Source organism: Mesorhizobium sp. WSM2561 (genome assembly GCF_000513915.1).
Classification (GTDB): domain Bacteria; phylum Pseudomonadota; class Alphaproteobacteria; order Rhizobiales; family Rhizobiaceae; genus Mesorhizobium; species Mesorhizobium muleiense.
In genome coordinates this window covers 316,176-332,828 of the sequence record NZ_AZUX01000001.1, presented here as the reverse complement: position 1 = coordinate 332,828, position 16,653 = coordinate 316,176, and the positions used below count along the sequence as shown (strand labels likewise).

Sequence of the window (16,653 nt, the reverse complement as noted above, 5' to 3'; positions counted from 1 at the left end):
GCCCCCTGGCGCCGGCGGTCCTGGAGAGAAGGCAATCATGTGATGAGCATGCCGCTGCAGGCTGTTAGCCTGTCCTGCTCTGCAAGGGCCTGATGTCCCGCACCAGCCTCTGGCGCGGCCGTCCATGGGGTGCCCCGGGCCAGGTGAGCCCGACATTGGGGCGAGTAGACCTGAAATGAATAGACCGTATGGTTTATTGCGCATGTCCGAAAAATGGAATTGGATGATGTTTAACGCCGAGTAAACAGGGGACAAGCTGTGACCAGCCGTATCCCAATTGCCGTCATCGGGTGTGGATACTGGGGTTCGAAGCACGTTCGCATCGCCTTGGGAATTCCATCGGTACGACTGGTATGGGCGGTAGACGTTCGTCAGGATCGTCTGAATTATATTCGATCAGAGTACAATCGCGTGGCTGTGTCGCGGAGTTTCGACTCGATCCTCGCAAGTGATGTTGCTGGAGTGGTTATCGCAACGCCTATTTCGACCCACTTCGAATTGGCGAAGGCGGCGCTGGAGGCCGGCAAGAGCGTTCTGATCGAAAAGCCCATGGCTATGACGAGCGCGGAATGCCGCACCTTAATTGCGATTTCTGAAAGGAAATCGCTTATTCTGATGGTTGGACATACCTTTGAATATCATCCGGCAGTGCGTTTTATGGAAGATGTGATCAAGAGGGGAGGTCTCGGCGATCTTCATTATATAAGCTCCCGCCGTCTTAATTTAGGGTTGTACCAATCAGACACCAACGTCCTCTGGGACTTGGCGCCGCATGACTTCTCCATAATTTTTTCGCTACTGGGCAATAGGGTCGAGAAAATCGACGCTTGGGGCTGCGCTCATGTACTTCCCGACGTTGAAGACGTTGCGTATGCAATGGTTAAATTCAGCGGTGGAGTTAAGGCACATCTGCATGTGTCCTGGCTTGACCCTGTGAAGGTGCGGCAAGTCACGGTGGTGGGCAGTGAGGGCATGCTGGTTTTTGACGATGTTCTACCTGCCGAAAAAGTGCGTGTTTATGACAAATGTTTCAAGCCGACCACCACGATTGGCGATTCCTACGCGGACTTCGTTTCGGCGTATCATCATGGAGACGTCCATATCCCCTCGATTGCAGTTGCTGAGCCATTGAAGCTCGAGTTTTTGGACTTCGTCACCGCCATGAGTACCGGCAAGCAGCCGCGCGCGGATGGGCGCTCAGGGCTACGCGTTGTTCAGGCACTCGAAGCGGCCTCCAAGCGAATCCACCATCAGACAATCATTCGAAGCGCCGCTAAGACGCCGCCCAGGACAGTCCTGCCGCCGATCCGGAAAGTTGCGGCAGCCCACAACCCGAACGTCTTCAACAACCAATGACTCGGCCAATAGAACGCCCCGCTCTGGCACGCGGCGCGATCGGAAAGCGCGTTCTTGACGTAGTGCTGGTAGGGATCGCTTTTATAGTGCTCGCACCAGTGTTTCTCGTGCTTGCCCTCGCCATTCGGATTGACAGTCCGGGGCCGGCGATTTTCAAGCAACAGCGCGTCGGGAGGAATGGCAAGATATTCGTCTGCCTCAAGTTTCGCACAATGGTGCAGGGCAGCAGTGACCAAACACATCGGCGTGCCATACAGCGCCTGTGGGCTGGGGAGCGAATATCAGACGACCCTAAGGCTGAGTTCAAGCTGACGAACGATGCTCGTGTCACCTCGGTTGGCCGTTGGCTAAGGCGCACGAGCCTCGACGAGTTGCCGCAGTTGATCAATGTGCTCAGAGGCGAAATGAGTATTGTCGGGCCGCGCCCGGCCATCCCCTACGAAATCGACTATTTTCAGGAATGGCACCACGAGCGCCACTCGGTCAAGCCCGGCATCACGGGCTTGTGGCAGGTCCGAGGACGTGGCCGCGTTGGTCCAATGGAAATGCTCCGGCTGGATGTTGAGTATGTGCGAACGTGGACGCTCTGGACCGATCTCAAGCTCATTGTACTCACTATCCCAGCGATGCTGCGCGCACTGGGGGCACGCTGAAGCAGGAGTCGCCGGCGCGAGCGGCTGCGACTGAGGTAGAACGGCCGATCCATGGCGTCGATTCGAGAAGTTGGGAGAAAGTGATGGCAATCCCGCTTGTAGATCTCACCGCGCAATATGAGTCTATCAAGCAAGAGGTCGATGAGGCCGTGGCCGACGTTATGAGATGCGCGTGCTTTGTTGGTGGCGAACAGGTCGAGGCCTTCGAGGCTGCTTTCGCATCCTATTGCGGCACACGCTACTCAGTGGGGGTGTCCAGCGGAACTGACGCCCTCCGCATAGCGTTGCAGTCACTTGGCATTGGCCAGGGCGACGAAGTCATAACGGCTCCGAACACCTTCATGGCAACAGCGAGTGCGATCGTGGCGGTGGGAGCAACGCCCGTATTCGTCGACATAGACCCGGCAAGTTACACGATCGATCCGGAGTTGATCGAGCGAGCCCTGACACCCATGACAAAGGCGATAATTCCTGTCCACCTCTACGGCCAGGCAGCCGACATGGGCCCCATCATGGACATCGCGCGCAGATACAATCTTCACGTGATCGAGGACGCCGCCCAGGCGCACGGCGCGGAATATAACGGTCGCCGGGTTGGGTCAATCGGTCACCTTGCCTGCTTCTCCTTCTACCCCGCCAAAAATCTCGGCGCCTATGGGGACGGCGGCGCGATAACGACCAGCAACGAAACTTTGGCAAAGCGAATCCAGCGGCTACGCGACCATGGCCGAGTAAGCAAGTACGTCCACGCGGAGATCGGATCGAACAGTCGTTTGGATACGCTGCAAGCCGCAGTGCTAACGATCAAGCTTGGCTATCTCGACCGCTGGAATGGGCGCCGGCAATTGGCTGCTCAGTGGTATGCCTCGGAATTGTCAGATGCAAACGTCGCTCTCCCCGAGTTGATGCGTGGCCGAACGCACGTTTACCACCTATACGTCGTACAAACCGATACTCGCGACCGCTGCTGTACGCATTTCGAGGCCATGAACATCGCGACCGGCGTGCACTATCCTCTGCCCCTCCACCTCCAACCTGCATTGGCGTACTTGCAATATCACGAAGGCGATTTGCCACGGGCTGAGCGCGCCGCCGGTCGGATTCTCTCGCTTCCTATGTTTCCCGAACTCACTCGCGGACAGGTCGCCAGCGTCGCCGCGGCTTTGAGGCTGGCAACAGGCGTCGCCCCGGGCCATGGGGACGATCCCGCGCAGACGGCTGTTCTCGACAGTTGGACGGGCACTCCTGGGAGGACAGTTGATGAACAGGACAAGCGAGTGGGCGGTCGTCCAAACTGATCTGGTCGGCTCCAATGTGACGATCGCCGAGTTTGCGGTCGTGAGGGGCGGAGTAGTGATCGGAAACGACGTCGTTATTCACCCCCACGTCGTTCTCGAACCCGGGGTGATAATAGGAGATGCCGTCGAGATTTTTCCCGGGGCCTACATCGGAAAAGTTCCCAAAGGTCCAGGAGCCCTCACCCGAATTCCGCATTTCGTCCCCAAAGTCAAAATCGGCAGTGGCTGCTCGATCGGGCCGCACGCTGTGATATTCTACGATGTCGAAATCGGCCAATCGACGCTGCTGGGAGATGGTGCGTCTGTTCGAGAGCAGACTCGGATAGGTTCCGACACAATCATAGGACGTTACGTCACCATAAACTACAACACACTTGTTGGTAATGGAGTGAAAATCCAGGACCACACGTGGCTTGCGGGCAATATGACGATCGAAGATGGGGTATTTATCTCGGGCGGAGTAGGAACCTCGAATGACAACGCAATCGGGCGGAAAGGATATGACGAGGCGCGCAGCCGAGGTCCATACATCGAACGCGGGGCTGCAATTGGCGTGGGAGCGAATCTATTGCCCGGAACGAGGATCGGAGCGTATGCGATCGTTGGCGCAGGCGCCGTAGTTACAAGAGATGTCCCTGAACGTGCCGTCGTCATGGGCGTGCCCGCACGAGTCGTTTTGAAGGATGGCTACTGACCGAAGGGGATGAGTTGGTCTTTGCCGCTGCATTTCGGCGGGCGACACACGGCACGAGCGCATGATCGGCCTGCTCGTCGTCCTCGCTGGAACGTGGCACGACACCGTTTAGTCTCGTTCAGAGCGTGTCCACGCTGACACATTTCCGAGGAGATAGTTGAAGACGATCAAACCTACGGTGCCGCTATGCCTCGGTAGCGCCATGACCTCGCGCCAACCGACGAGGTCTCTTGCCACGAAATACCAGCAGATTGCTATAGCGACAGCCAGAAAGAGCATGCCAATCAAGCTGACGCTGAGCGCGACAATTGAAGCCGCGGCAATTGCAAAAAAAAGTCCGAGCGTTTGCAGTGCAAGCAAGACTGAAAGAGGTGGCACCATTAAATCCACAGCCAGCGCAGACATCTGTAATGAACGATGCCTGAGCGCGTCGCCCATCAGGCCTGGAACGGCGCCTTTCAACAAGGCAAAGAAGCCATGAATCCATCTCCGACGCTGCGAGTTGCGCCCTTTCTGCCTCCGGGGAAACTTGCTGGTTATTCGGGCGTCGGCGCAAAACCATGCCGGGACTCCGCTACGGGCCAGCTGAATGCCGAGCAGAACGTCCTCTGCGAGATGTGCAGTACCAAGATCGGCCATACGAGTGACGCTCCACGGGAGCGCCATACCCGAGCCCATCAGGTGACAGGGGAAACCAAGATTGGCGAGTCCGGAGGGTCTGACGAGTGTCCGGATTCGCCAGGCGAATTCCGCGACACGCGCACTGCTGTCACTGTCTGGTGGATTGCTCATGACATAGCAGGCTTGAATTGCACTCGATCTTCCAACACAGGCGCGCGCCATGCAGGACAGCGCTCCGGGATCCAAAATGCAGTCGGCGTCAAGGAAAACGATGACGTCGCGCGGACCGGTCCGGGCGATGTGTCGGACGCCGGCCTCAAGAGCATACCCCTTCCCTATATGGCTTTCGTCACGCCGGACCACGACCTCAACTCCTGCGGCCTTTGCGACCGCTTCGGTTTCATCGCTGCAGTTGTCAGCCACCACGACCAGCCGGTCGGCAAAAGTCATCTGTTCCCGGGTGCACGAAAGCATTTCCCCAATCACGGCAGCCTCGTCGTGAGCGGGCACAAGGACAACGACGGGCGGACGGTCATCCGCGAGGTGCATCTTTCGTGGCCGCAGGAAGAAACACGCAAATGTCTGCAACAGCAACACCGAAGCAGGAATCAAGAGAACGGTATTGACGAAGATTACGAAGGACACGGCCAATTGCCCGACCACGATCACCCTCCGATGCAGACGCCGTCGCAATGCCGATGGCACAATCCAGCGTCGCCCCGCAATTCCGACGGAAAAGAACCCATGCCCAACGGCTAGTGTAGGCTTCCACCCGAGTGCGCGCTAGCGCAAAATTCCTATGATAGTGGAGAAGCTGTATGATGTGGAAAGCAGCAGTTATTTTCGGCACTCGACCTGAGGCAATCAAGCTTGCGCCCGTCATTCTGGCATTCGAAAAACATCCTTCAATCGAGACGATTACATGCAGCACGGGCCAGCATCGTGAAATGGTTAGTCAAGTTTTGCAAAGCTTCTGCATCAACCCAGCGGTACAAATGAACATAATGCGGAGCAATCAGACGCTATCTCAGCTTAGCAGCCGACTGCTGGAGGCTATAGACGATTTTCTTCTCGCAAAACGTCCTGACCTCGTCATTGTACAGGGCGACACCACGACAGCTTTTTGTGCCTCCCTCGCTGCATTCTACCACGCGATCCCGGTCGTTCATGTAGAAGCCGGCCTAAGAACAGGCAATATTCAGGCCCCATGGCCAGAAGAAGCAAACAGGGTCATGATAAGTCGGCTGGCGTCCCTCCACTTTGCACCGACCGAGGGCGCTGCATTGAATCTGTTGAACGAGGGAATACCAGAAGAGTCGATATTGTTAACTGGAAATACCGTTGTAGATGCGCTTCTGTTCGCGTCTGAAATGGTTAAACAAGTGATTCCACCGGTTCCCGGAATTCCAGAAGATTTGCTCGATGGAAGGACACCCGTCGTACTGATCACCGGCCACCGCCGGGAAAACTTTGGCCCACCCTTTCGGCGAATTTGCCAAGCGATTCTTTCTCTCTCCGCCCGTTTCCCGAACTGTCACTTCGTCTACCCCGTTCATTTGAATCCGAACGTAAGGGCGCCCGTTACGGAGATCCTTGGCGAAAGGGGAGAGCGTTCGAACATTCACCTTATCGAGCCGCTTGCGTATCTTCCCTTTGTTCGGCTTTTGAAAGCGTCGGCTTTGGTTCTGACAGATTCGGGAGGAATCCAGGAGGAGGCTCCCAGTCTGGGTAAGCCTGTGCTCGTGATGAGGGATACCACAGAACGGCCTGAGGCTATTGCATCCGGAGCAGCGGAATTGGTTGGAACGGACACGTCACGGATCGTTCAGGCTGTAAGTTCCTATCTGGAAGATGCGGAGCGGTGCAGACCGAAGCCGTGGGTTCGCAGCCCTTTCGGCGACGGAAAGGCTGCAGATCGCATCCTAACCAGGTGTGTCGAGTTCCTCGATCGGCGTTAACCTGACAGGTGCCGGTGCACATCCGGGTTAGCAGGACGATACCGAGCACACTTCAGCTCAGTGATCGGCCCTGCAGCGTAAGCGGTGTTTTGATCGTAAGCGTCCGGTGGACCTTACCTATAAGTCCGGCTCTGATGGTTGCGCCGAGCTTGGTGTCCGTGAGGCGCGTAAGGCCGCGCCACATGACGGTGTTGCCCGGCGGCGGGTCGCTGGCACGCGCGAGATAGCCACCCAATCGCGCGATCTTGACCAGATAACTCGATAAGGTTCCGGCATGGGAGGTGGTCGGATCCTTGTCGGGAAGAAGATGATCGAGGAGCTTCATTTCGACGTCGGTTATTGCGAGATCCGGTTTAGCGTGCGGCTGTGAGCGGTTGATCATGGTCATACAAAACATCCGCCAAGCCAGGATGCAGAAGACAGCAATGAGCTCACGAGGCGCTCGGCAGTTCGCAGCCGTGCCGCTTCGGCTTTGCAACCGGATTTCATGAGCGGCCGCTTCGCCCGACCTGTTCATTGATTCAGGTGTTTGCGGCTGCGTCAAGAGCATGGGCGCGAGCATTGTGTTTTCGCATGCTTTCTCCGGTGAGTTGAAGGCGGTGAGCGTTGTGAACGAGGCGATCCGGCGCTTACCTCGCTACCGGACGCGCCAAGCACCCTGCCGAAGGCAGACCCAAACTTACCGGACCGCTCGTCCAGGCGATGCGGGACAAGCTGAAGCGAGCGGGACGCGAACCCGATACAGGCTCAGAAAGCAAGTCGTCGAGCCGGTGTTCGGACAGATCAAACAGGCAAGAGGGTTCAGGCAGTTCCTGCTGCGCGGCATCGAGAAAGTGAAAGCCGAATGGGCGCTGATTGCATCGCCCAAAACCTCACCAAGCTCGCCCGAGCGGCCTGAACCGGCTATCGTTCAGCCAACAGCCCTATGCCGGAGCTATCTGGACAGGCTCCTAGCACAAGACATCACCGTGGAGGGCGCTGGTCGGCGCAATGAGGCGCGCGCAGAAAAAAGCCGCCCCGAAGCGGCCTGTTTGAAGTTTCTTTCATGTCCGTATTTGTATTAAGCGAAGAAAGACTCGATGCGAAGCCGTGAATTGTCATCACGTGTCAACAAGGTGTCAATCAGCAAGCCGCGCTCTTGTGTGATGTCAATAGGCCTAAGCTTTGTGAAGCCGACACCCGGGACGACTTCCTTGTAGACAAGCTCGAAATGGTTCGAGTAACCCGCGTTGATGAGCTGATGTTTTATAGCACCAAGATCAAAACCACCTGCCTTGAGCGATTCGAAATTGATCTCCATTGCAATCAACGGAGAATGTTGTGTTAGTGCATCCTGCATTCCGTCGAAGATAAGCGGCTCCGCGCCCTCTGCATCGATCTTTATAAAAGTTATTTGCTTTCCGTACGATAAGTTTTCATTCAATATTGAATCTAAGGTTTTGGACTCGACCTTGATTACCCCTATGACTTCTGCCGCCGCGAGGTAATTCGGGAAACTGCTGGTGTTTCCGAGCATTTGAGTTAGCGAGAGATCGATGTGTCCCGTCTTGTCACCGAGGGCGACAGGGAAAACCTCGATTTGCTCGAAACCATTCCTGTCGCGATTGACCGCCAAAGCTTCGAATGCCCTCGGATCTGGTTCGAAAGCAAGCACCCTTCCGGTCGCCCCTACCGCTTGCGCAAGGAGGCAGCTCACATATCCCTTATGAGCGCCAACATCAATGCAGACTTCGCCCGGCTTCACGGCCGCCTTGATGATGCTGCGCAATGCTGGTTCCCACGTGCCGCCCGCCGCAACAATTTCGCGATCAATGAACTGGTTCGGGTCCAGCATCATCCAAAAACCATCGCTGGTCTTAACCCATTTCGTGCTTGTGAATCCAACCAACCGGTAGCTTCGAATTGCGTGACACACCGCAGCTTTGAGCGGTCGCACCGCTCGGTTAAGTGCACGGGCCGCCATTGGCCCTCCAGACGACGGATTGCCCAATCGGACCTCCTTAGCCGTTCGTTGTCAGACTAGCATCAAAACGAGGGACAACCATGGACTATTATGCAGGAATTGATGTGTCGCTGGAACTGAGCAGCGTTTGCGTGGTGGATTCATCGGGCAGGATCGTGCGAGAGACGAAGGTGGCGAGCGAGCCAGAGGCACTGTTGCAACATTTTGCCGACCTGGGATTGCCGGTCATCCGCGTCGGCCTTGTGGCGGGCCCACTGTCGCAGTGGTTGCGCGAGGGTCTGGTCGACGCCGGCTTTGAGGTGGTGTTGCTGGAGACACGGCATGTAAAGGCGGCACTGTCGGCGATGATCGTGAAGACGGACCAGTTCCTTCCGGCCCTCCGGCGTCACGCCAATGACGACCAGCATGCAGGCCGCATCGTCCTCTATGCGCGCCTGCAGATAGACCCCGTCGGCCCAGATATAGAGTAGCGGCGGGCCGAGAGGTCACGGCGCTGCCAGCGATCATAGTCCGCCGTCCACTCCTCTTTCAGCCGGCCGATCACCGAAGGCGACAGGTTCGGCGCGTCCTTGCCGAGCAGCGCCGAAAGCGCCTCCCGGAAATCGCCGGTCGAGATGCCGCGCAGGTAGAGAACCGGCAGCAGGGCATCGAGGCTCTTCGTCCGCCGCGCCCATTTCGGCAGGATCGCCTAGGTGAAGGTGATGCGATCGCCGCCCATCTCGCTTGCTGCATCGCCACCACGGTCGCGCAGCTTGGCGCGCCGCACCGGAACTGGGCCGATCCCCGTCTGGATCGTACGCTCCGGACCATGGCCGTGCCGCACCACACGGGCGCGGTCATTGGCAAGCCGTTTGTCCTGCATCGCAGCCAGGAACGCATCCGCTTCCGCCTCAACCGCCTGGGCCAGAAGCCGGCGTGCGCCATCGCGCAGAACCGACGTCAGGGGATCGTCGAAGTCGTCTGGATGTTGAAAAGTAAGAACGGTGCTATCGGTCTTCATGGCGTATCGCCCCTTCGGGAGGTTCTGGCAGGCTTTGTCACCCGCCTGGATACGCCGCCTTTCTCAAACCGTCTTCACCCAGCTTCCGCCATAGCTCCCGACAGGTTTGGCAATGCATTCGCGGAAGCCGGGCAGCCAGTATGGGCTGTAGGCGAAACCCGTACTGCGTAGCGAGTTCGCCCCAAAACCACACGCCTCGGCTCAGGCTCGACATAAGCTCAACTGCGTGTCAAAATCATTGTGCGGTCGGGCATTTTCAATCAGAGAGCGCCCAAATGGCATTGCATGCAAAGCCTTTGATACGCGCGCTTCTCCCTACTTCGGTCCGGCGGAGAGCACGTTCTGCGCTCAATCGGCTGATCTGGGCTCGCTCGGGGCTTAGCGTCAAGAGTGGAAGCGAGTTGGCCTTCTGGCAGGGCTGGTTTTCTACGCACGGAATAGAGCCGGAAACCGATTATTACCGTGCATTCATGCTGGCAATGGGGGGACTTGCCGATGCGGAGTTTTTCCGGGAAAAGTCGTGCATCGACATCGGGTGCGGTCCTAAAGGCTCGCTTACTTGGCTGGACGGAATAGCAAAGCATGCGATCGGGATTGATCCGCTGGCGTCGAGATACGAACTATTTAATATTTCTAGTCACAATATGCTCTATATCGCAGCACGTGCCGAGGAGTTGCCACTTCGTAGTTCCTCTGCTGATGTCGTCTTCAGCATGAACAGCTTAGACCATGTCGACGATTTGGAACGGGCATGCGGTGAAATTCGACGTGTGCTTAAACCGGGCGGGCATTTCATCGGCAGCTTGAACCTTGATGAGCCTGCAACGCCGACCGAGCCCTGGACGCTGACAGAAGACTATCTAGAGCGCCATCTCTTCCGGGGCTGGACACCGGAATTTAGGCGCGTCTGCCCTCGTTTAGACTCGGAGGAGCATTGGGGCCCATACCGCTACATGTTTGAACGACCTCCTTTGACCATGAGCAATGACGGTCCCCGAGCCTTGTGGTGTCGCTATCGGAGCGATGGCTCCGAGGGGGTTGAAAGAGGTGGGACAAAAATGGGCAAAAAATCCAAGTAAATCAACGGCCACAAAAGCCGATGGTGGGCCCGGAGGAGGTTTGGGAACCATGAAAAATCAAGTACTTGGAAATCAGTGGGACTGCCGAGTGTTCAAATCTGCTCCAATGTTTTTCAATGTTTCTGTCCCACTATAACGATCAACGCCTCGCTCAGATTCACGCGTGAGCGAGAAATCCTGCCGGAATTTCAGTCTCACATGAGGGGTCGCGGTAGCGTCACTTCTCTAATTGCAGAGTGCATCCTTCACGATTGTCACACCACAGCAGCACGCTTCCGATAAGGTGCTTGACCGGTTCGACCTCACCCTCGTTCGCGCCATACATGCGCCGCTTATCGACGATCTTTTTTCCAAACTGCAGGAGACGAGCGGACGTGCGGTTGTCACGTCCCAATGCTATGCGGGTGGTGCAAATAGCGTTTTCGGAGTGTAGCAAATGTCCAATCTGCCGATTTCATCGAAGCCTATATCGCCGCCTATAACCGCACAATGAGAAGCAGGTCGGACCTCTATGCGAGAGCGGCCCTGTTCCTCCCGACAGAACCGCCGCACGTCGGGATGCGCAATGGCTTGTCAGATCCGCTTTAGCTCGAGCGCATGGCGATGCCTACGCAGCGGATAAACGCGAGATGTGCGTTCGCGCTCCGCGGTTAGCCGCTTCCTTGTCAAGGTCGATGATGTCCTGTTCTATAGCAAGCTGTCGGTTGTGGTGGTCAGTTCAAAAAATTGATTTGTGCGGCACACCCGCTGCCTAGATGTTACGGATTTCGCATGAAGGACCGATTACGAGGGGTAACCATGGTTCACACTGCACGCCTCCGCCACGATTCTCTGGCCGCCCCCTCCAGCAGAAACGTCCCTGCAAAATGGCTCGCCGCCGCAGCCTTCGCGGCGATCGGCTGGCTCGCGGCCCCGGCCGCACAGGCGCAGGAAGCGCCTCCCGCGCCCGTCGTCACGGTCGCCAAGCCGCTGGTGCGCGATATCGTCGAGGACGATGAGTTCGTCGGCCGTTTCGAAGCCGTCGACCAGGTTTCGCTGCGCTCCCGCGTCGGCGGCTATCTCGACCGGGTCCATTTCCAGGACGGTACGCTGGTCAAGCAGGGCGACCTCCTGTTCACCATCGACCAGCGTCCGTTCAAGGCGGCGCTGAACCAGGCGCAGGCGCAGGTCGACTCGGCCAAGACCCTGGTCGAATTCAGCAAGATGCAGTTCGAGCGCGCCGAGACCCTATCGCGCGAAGGCAACATACCGGTTTCGACACTGGACGACCGCCGCCGCGAATATCTCGCCGCCCAAGCGCAACTGGACGGCGCGGAGGCGGCACTTGAAAACGCAAGTCTCGATCTCGAATTCACCGAGATCAAGGCGCCGTTTTCCGGCCGGGTCGACCGCCGGCTCATCTCGCCGGGCAATCTGGTGCAGGCCGACCAGACCGTGCTGACCACCATCGTCTCGATCGACCCGATCGACTTCTATTTCGACATCGATGAGCGGAGCTACTTCGCTTATGCGCGCGACGCCCGCGAGCGCGGCGGCGTCATGCAGGAGGGCGCCGGCGGCGTCGATGTTGTCGTCCGTGTCGCCGACCGTGATGAAGTGACGTTCAAGGGCAAGCTCGACTTCGCCGAGAACCGTCTGGACGAAGCTACCGGCACGATGCGGGCCAGGGCGCGCTTCGACAACAAGGACGGCGTGCTGCAGCCGGGCATGTTCGGCCGCATCAACGTGCCCGGCTCGCTGCCGCATCCGGGCGTGCTTCTGCCTGACGATGCGATCGGGGCCGACCAGAACCGCCGCATCGTCTTCGTTGTCGACGAGGCAGGCCTGATCTCGGCCAAGCCGGTCCGCACCGGCCCGCGCATCGACGGCTATCGCGTTATCCGCGAGGGCCTCACCGGCGAAGAGACCGTGGTAATCAACGGGCTGGTGCGAGTGCGGCCGGGCGTCACCGTCAAGCCCGAGATGACCACGTTGCCGCCCAAGGTTGAAGCCGAAGGGCAGACGCAATGAACTTCGCCCATTTCTTCGTCAACCGCCCGATCTTCGCGGTGGTGCTGTCGATCGTGCTCGTGCTCGTCGGCGGCATCGCCTATACGCAGCTTCCGGTGGCGCAATATCCCGAAATCGCGCCACCGACCATCGTGGTGCGCGCCTCCTATCCGGGCGCCGACGCCGAGACGGTCGCTGCGACCGTGGCGACGCCGATCGAACAGGAAATCAACGGCGTCGAGCACATGCTCTACATGTCGTCCTATTCCTCCGGCGAAGGCTCGATGTCGCTCACCATCACCTTCCGCCCCGGCACCGATCTCGACGCGGCGCAGGTGCTGGTCCAGAACCGCGTCTCGATCGCCGAAGCGCGCCTGCCGGAAGAGGTGCGCCGGCTCGGCATCACCACGGCGAAAAGTTCGCCCGACCTGATGATGGTCATCCATATGCTGTCGCCCGACGACACATATGATCAGCTCTACGTCTCGAATTATGCGCGTTCGCGCGTGCGCGACGTCCTGCTGAGACTGGACGGCGTCGGCGACGTGCAGATCTTCGGCGAGCGCGAATATTCGCTGCGCGTCTGGCTCGACCCGGAAAAGCTGTCCGCCTACGGTATGACCGCAGGCGACGTAGTCCAGGCGCTGCGCGACCAGAATGTCCAGGTGTCGGGCGGCTCGATCGGCGCGCCGCCGATTGGCGACGGCTCGGCCTTCCAGTATACGGTCACCACGCAAGGGCGCTTCGAAGACGCGCGCGACTTCCGCTACGTCATAGTCAAGTCGACCGAGGACGGCCGCTTGATCTCCCTGCAGGACGTGGCGCGCATAGAGCTCGGCGCCAGGGACTACGTCACCAATTCCTATCTCAACAACAAGGCGGCGGTGGCCCTCGGCATCTTCCAGCGGCCGGGCACCAATGCCTTGGCCTCGGCGGAAGAAATCCAGGAGACCATCGCGGAGCTTTCGGAGGATTTCCCGGAGGGGCTGGGCTACGAGATCATCTACAATCCGACCGAGTTCATCGCCGAATCTATCAACGAGGTCTATGTCACCATCGCCGAGGCGATCCTGCTGGTGGTGATCGTCATCATCGTGTTCCTGCAGTCGTGGCGCATGGCGATCGTGCCGATCGTGGCGATACCAGTCTCGCTGATCGGCACGCTTGCCGTGCTGCTCGCCTTCGGCTTCTCGCTTAACATGCTCACTCTGTTCGGGCTGGTGCTGGCGGTCGGCATCGTTGTCGACGACGCCATCGTGGTTGTGGAAAATATCGAGCGGAACATCCGGCTGGGGCTCGCTCCGCGCGCCGCTGCGCACAAAACCATGGATGAAGTGGGAAACGCGGTCCTCGCGATCTCGCTGGTGCTGATCTCCGTCTTCGTTCCGGCGGCTTTCATTCCCGGGATTTCCGGCCAGTTCTACCTGCAGTTCGCCATCACCATCGCGGTCTCCACCGCGATCTCCGCATTCAACTCGCTGACGCTTTCGCCGGCTCTCGCTGGCGTGCTTTTCAAGCCGCACAGCGAGGAACATTCGAACTTCTTCCTGGCAAGGTTCGGCCGCGCTCTGGCGAACGGGTTCAACAACGGGTTCGACAGGATGGCGGACGGCTATGCGTGGCTGGTGCACAGACTGGTCGGAACGACTCTGGCGCTTGCCGCCATGCTGCTCGTCTTCGCAGGCCTGCTCTACGCGACCTATCACATGCTGCAGACGGTGCCGCGCGGCTTCATCCCCAACATGGACCAGGGTTATGCGATCGTCGTCGTGCAATTGCCGGAGGGCTCTTCGCTCGCCCGAACGGACGCAATCATCCAGAAGGCGTCGGATATCATCCGCGAAACGCCGGGTGTCGCCAACGCCGTCGCCTTCGCAGGATTCAACGGCGCGACATTCACCAACGCCAGCAATTCCGGCGTGATCTTCGCGCCATTCAAGAGCTTCGAGGAACGGCTCGAGAGCGGCGATACTTCCGACAAGATCATCGGCACGCTGTTTGGCAGCCTGCAAAGCATCCAGGAGGCCTTCATCATCGCGCTGCCGCCGCCGCCAGTGCGGGGCATCGGCAACTCCGGCGGCTTCAAGATGATGCTCCAGGAGCGCAACAGCGCCGACATGCGGCCGATTCTGGCGCTGGCCAACGAAATCGCCGGCAAGGCCAACCAGACGCCCGGGTTGATGGGCGTCTTCACCACCTTCTCGGCCTCCAGCCCGCAATTCTTCCTGGCGATCGACCGCGACAAGGCGCGCATGCTGAACGTGCCGATCCCCAACATCTTCGAGACGCTGTCGATCAATCTAGGCACCGCCTACGTCAACGATTTCAATGCCTTCGGTCGCGTCTACCAGGTGCGGGCGCAAGCCGACCAGGCTTTCCGCATCGATCGCGACGACATATTGAAGCTGAAGGTGCGCTCGGCGGCCGGCGACCTGGTGCCGCTCGGCACACTGGTCGAGATCCGCGACGTCACCGGTCCCTCACTCGTGCAACGCTACAACATGTATGTCTCCGTACCGCTTCAGGGCAATGCAGCGCCGGGTGTCGCCACGGGTACGGCGCTCGACCTGATGGAGGGGATCGCAGCCGAATCGCTGCCGCAGGGCACTTCCTTCGAATGGACTGAACTCGCCTTCCAGGAGCGGCAGACCGGCAACACGGCGGTCTTCATCTTCGGCCTGTCGGTTCTGTTCGTCTTTCTGGTGCTCGCCGCGCTATACGAAAGCTGGATTACGCCCTTCGCCATCGTGCTTATCGTCCCGCTCAGCGTGCTGGCCGCCCTCTTGGGCGTCGCCTTCCGCGGTCTCGACAACAACATCCTCGTGCAGATCGGGCTGATCGTGCTCATCGGCCTGGCGGCGAAGAACGCGATCCTGATCGTCGAGTTCGCGCGCCAAGGTGAGGAGCGCGGCCTTGACGCCGTCGAGGCGGCTGTCGAGGCCTGCCGGCTGCGGCTGCGGCCGATCCTGATGACGGCATTCGCCTTCATCCTGGGTGTGGTGCCGCTAGTGATCGCCAGCGGGCCTGGCGCGGAAATGCGCCAATCGCTCGGCACGGCCGTGTTCTCCGGCATGCTGGGCGTGACGTTGTTCGGCCTCTTCCTGACGCCGGTCTTCTACGTTGCTCTGCGCAGGACATTCCGGCGCAGGCGGCCTGAAGCCGGCCCGACCCTGGCTTCCGAGAGCAGCGCAGCCGAGTAGACGCCGAGCCGATGAGGCGCCGGGTTCAGGCTGAAGCCGGACCGGCGGGTCCTGGATCTCGCGGAGGGATGGATCGGCGATCCATCCTCAAGCGGATCGAGATGTTCCGGCGCGCCGTATCGCTCGCTTCGCATCGTCCACGCCCAGGCCGTCTGGATTCGCGCAGAAAAGCGCATCGAGCCGATCGCCGCTGGGGTCGTCGGCCGACCGACGAACAGGAGCCAAAATAGAGGATAGAAACAGGCACAAGATCGCTTCTCCTGCCCTTGGATCGTGGTCAGGCGACAACATTCAATCTGAATACGGCGGGTATAGCGGAGCTCAAGCTCAAGTGGCCCACTTTAGATAGACGTCCGCCATAAATTATTGATATCGAGCGACAATGGTGGCCCGGACGATGTGTGAAACCTATTTATTTTATTGGTTTTTTCATGGGCTGGTTTCGAAAAACCCTCTCGCATCGTTCCGTATTGCTCCGCGATTGATGGCAACGTCGAGCTATTCACTTCTGGTGGCACCGTGCACGCTCAATGCCGCTTGCCGTGAGCCGCGTGCCAACCGTCGTCACGGCGCTCACAGAGAGACGACTTGCTACCCCAGAGTTAATCGTACCCACAACAGTTGGTTGTCGCCTTCTCCGCCAATGTCACGAAGCTCGATCCTGCTCTGAAGGACTCAGGAAGCATATCCGATCGCTTATGCATACGTGCGGATGGACGTAGGAGTCATCAGGCCCGACGACGCCGGCCGTGGCGGTACACCAGAATGTTGCGGTCGAACTGTAGCCTGCGTTGAAGTCGACGCCGCTCCCGTAACCTGTCCCGGGTGCGCCCTTGGAGCGC

11 protein-coding genes and 4 pseudogenes are annotated in these 16,653 nt (G+C 58.9%); 10 read left to right on the top strand and 5 right to left on the bottom strand.

The window, feature by feature from the left end; genetic code table 11:
• Positions 1–258 precede the first annotated feature (258 nt).
• The 4 genes from M727_RS35580 to M727_RS43730 all read left to right on the top strand — a co-directional run bounded on the left by M727_RS35580 (position 259) and on the right by M727_RS43730 (position 4,001).
• Positions 259–1,356: a Gfo/Idh/MocA family oxidoreductase gene (locus tag M727_RS35580; protein ID WP_084646584.1), complete on the top strand. Its 1,098-nt coding sequence runs from the start codon at positions 259–261 to the stop codon at positions 1,354–1,356.
• Positions 1,353–2,009, top strand: a complete 657-nt coding sequence (locus M727_RS0101700; RefSeq protein WP_027151200.1) for a sugar transferase — start codon at positions 1,353–1,355, stop codon at positions 2,007–2,009. Before M727_RS35580 ends, M727_RS0101700 begins: the two co-directional genes overlap by 4 nt.
• Before the next feature lie 83 nt (positions 2,010–2,092).
• Positions 2,093–3,307, top strand: a complete 1,215-nt coding sequence (locus tag M727_RS35575; RefSeq protein ID WP_023797568.1) for a DegT/DnrJ/EryC1/StrS family aminotransferase — start codon at positions 2,093–2,095, stop codon at positions 3,305–3,307.
• On the top strand, positions 3,270–4,001 hold the full coding sequence (locus M727_RS43730) for an acyltransferase (protein ID WP_027151199.1): 732 nt from the start codon (positions 3,270–3,272) through the stop codon (positions 3,999–4,001). The genes M727_RS35575 and M727_RS43730 overlap by 38 nt, the downstream gene beginning before the upstream one ends.
• Before the next feature lie 108 nt (positions 4,002–4,109).
• Here M727_RS43730 and M727_RS0101685 read toward each other — a convergent pair whose 3' ends face one another.
• Positions 4,110–5,285 carry a glycosyltransferase family 2 protein gene (locus tag M727_RS0101685; RefSeq protein ID WP_156941457.1) on the bottom strand — a complete coding sequence of 392 codons (1,176 nt, stop codon included), beginning with the start codon at positions 5,283–5,285 and terminating at the stop codon, positions 4,110–4,112.
• 155 nt (positions 5,286–5,440) lie between these two features.
• On the opposite strand from M727_RS0101685, the gene wecB reads away from it, so the two are divergent.
• A complete protein-coding gene (gene wecB, locus M727_RS0101680) occupies positions 5,441–6,580 on the top strand; it encodes a UDP-N-acetylglucosamine 2-epimerase (non-hydrolyzing) (RefSeq protein ID WP_027151197.1) in 1,140 nt (379 codons plus the stop codon).
• 52 nt (positions 6,581–6,632) lie between these two features.
• Here wecB and M727_RS35570 read toward each other — a convergent pair whose 3' ends face one another.
• Positions 6,633–6,968, bottom strand: coding sequence for a hypothetical protein (locus M727_RS35570; RefSeq protein WP_051505469.1), 336 nt, complete (start codon positions 6,966–6,968; stop codon positions 6,633–6,635).
• 133 nt (positions 6,969–7,101) lie between these two features.
• A pseudogene (locus tag M727_RS41295) lies at positions 7,102–7,203 on the bottom strand (IS21-like element ISFK1 family helper ATPase IstB); the annotation flags it as partial.
• A gap of 7 nt (positions 7,204–7,210) precedes the next feature.
• On the opposite strand from M727_RS41295, the pseudogene M727_RS39540 reads away from it, so the two are divergent.
• Positions 7,211–7,478 (top strand): annotated as a pseudogene (locus M727_RS39540) (transposase); the annotation flags it as partial.
• Positions 7,479–7,640: 162 nt separating this feature from the next.
• On the opposite strand, the gene M727_RS0101665 reads toward M727_RS39540, so the two are convergent.
• Positions 7,641–8,543 (bottom strand): FkbM family methyltransferase, encoded by a 903-nt coding sequence (locus tag M727_RS0101665; RefSeq protein ID WP_084646582.1) that lies wholly within the window; start codon positions 8,541–8,543, stop codon positions 7,641–7,643.
• A gap of 80 nt (positions 8,544–8,623) precedes the next feature.
• Between M727_RS0101665 and M727_RS35560 the strand changes: the two are divergent.
• Positions 8,624–8,908 (top strand): annotated as a pseudogene (locus tag M727_RS35560) (transposase); the annotation flags it as partial.
• Here the strand turns inward: M727_RS35560 and M727_RS35555 are convergent.
• Positions 8,903–9,543: pseudogene (locus M727_RS35555) on the bottom strand (transposase); the annotation flags it as partial. The pseudogenes M727_RS35560 and M727_RS35555 overlap by 6 nt on opposite strands.
• Before the next feature lie 401 nt (positions 9,544–9,944).
• Here M727_RS35555 and M727_RS0101650 point away from each other — a divergent pair.
• The 3 genes from M727_RS0101650 to M727_RS0101635 all read left to right on the top strand — a co-directional run bounded on the left by M727_RS0101650 (position 9,945) and on the right by M727_RS0101635 (position 15,811).
• Positions 9,945–10,622 (top strand): class I SAM-dependent methyltransferase, encoded by a 678-nt coding sequence (locus M727_RS0101650; protein ID WP_198032576.1) that lies wholly within the window; start codon positions 9,945–9,947, stop codon positions 10,620–10,622.
• Between the two features lie 798 nt (positions 10,623–11,420).
• Positions 11,421–12,632: an efflux RND transporter periplasmic adaptor subunit gene (locus M727_RS0101640; protein WP_245268326.1), complete on the top strand. Its 1,212-nt coding sequence runs from the start codon at positions 11,421–11,423 to the stop codon at positions 12,630–12,632.
• Positions 12,629–15,811: a multidrug efflux RND transporter permease subunit gene (locus M727_RS0101635; RefSeq protein WP_027151190.1), complete on the top strand. Its 3,183-nt coding sequence runs from the start codon at positions 12,629–12,631 to the stop codon at positions 15,809–15,811. The genes M727_RS0101640 and M727_RS0101635 overlap by 4 nt, the downstream gene beginning before the upstream one ends.
• Positions 15,812–16,653: the final 842 nt, after the last annotated feature.

Excerpts from the sequence above, each read along its gene's own strand:
- M727_RS0101700 (WP_027151200.1), top strand. The coding sequence starts at position 1,353 with ATGACTCGGCCAATAGAACGCCCCGCTCTGGCACGCGGCGCGATCGGA.
- M727_RS35575 (WP_023797568.1), top strand. The coding sequence starts at position 2,093 with ATGGCAATCCCGCTTGTAGATCTCACCGCGCAATATGAGTCTATCAAG.
- M727_RS43730 (WP_027151199.1), top strand. The coding sequence starts at position 3,270 with ATGAACAGGACAAGCGAGTGGGCGGTCGTCCAAACTGATCTGGTCGGC.
- wecB (WP_027151197.1), top strand. The coding sequence starts at position 5,441 with ATGATGTGGAAAGCAGCAGTTATTTTCGGCACTCGACCTGAGGCAATC.
- M727_RS35570 (WP_051505469.1), bottom strand. The coding sequence starts at position 6,968 with ATGACCATGATCAACCGCTCACAGCCGCACGCTAAACCGGATCTCGCA.
- M727_RS0101665 (WP_084646582.1), bottom strand. The coding sequence starts at position 8,543 with ATGGCGGCCCGTGCACTTAACCGAGCGGTGCGACCGCTCAAAGCTGCG.
- M727_RS0101640 (WP_245268326.1), top strand. The coding sequence starts at position 11,421 with ATGGTTCACACTGCACGCCTCCGCCACGATTCTCTGGCCGCCCCCTCC.
- M727_RS0101635 (WP_027151190.1), top strand. The coding sequence starts at position 12,629 with ATGAACTTCGCCCATTTCTTCGTCAACCGCCCGATCTTCGCGGTGGTG.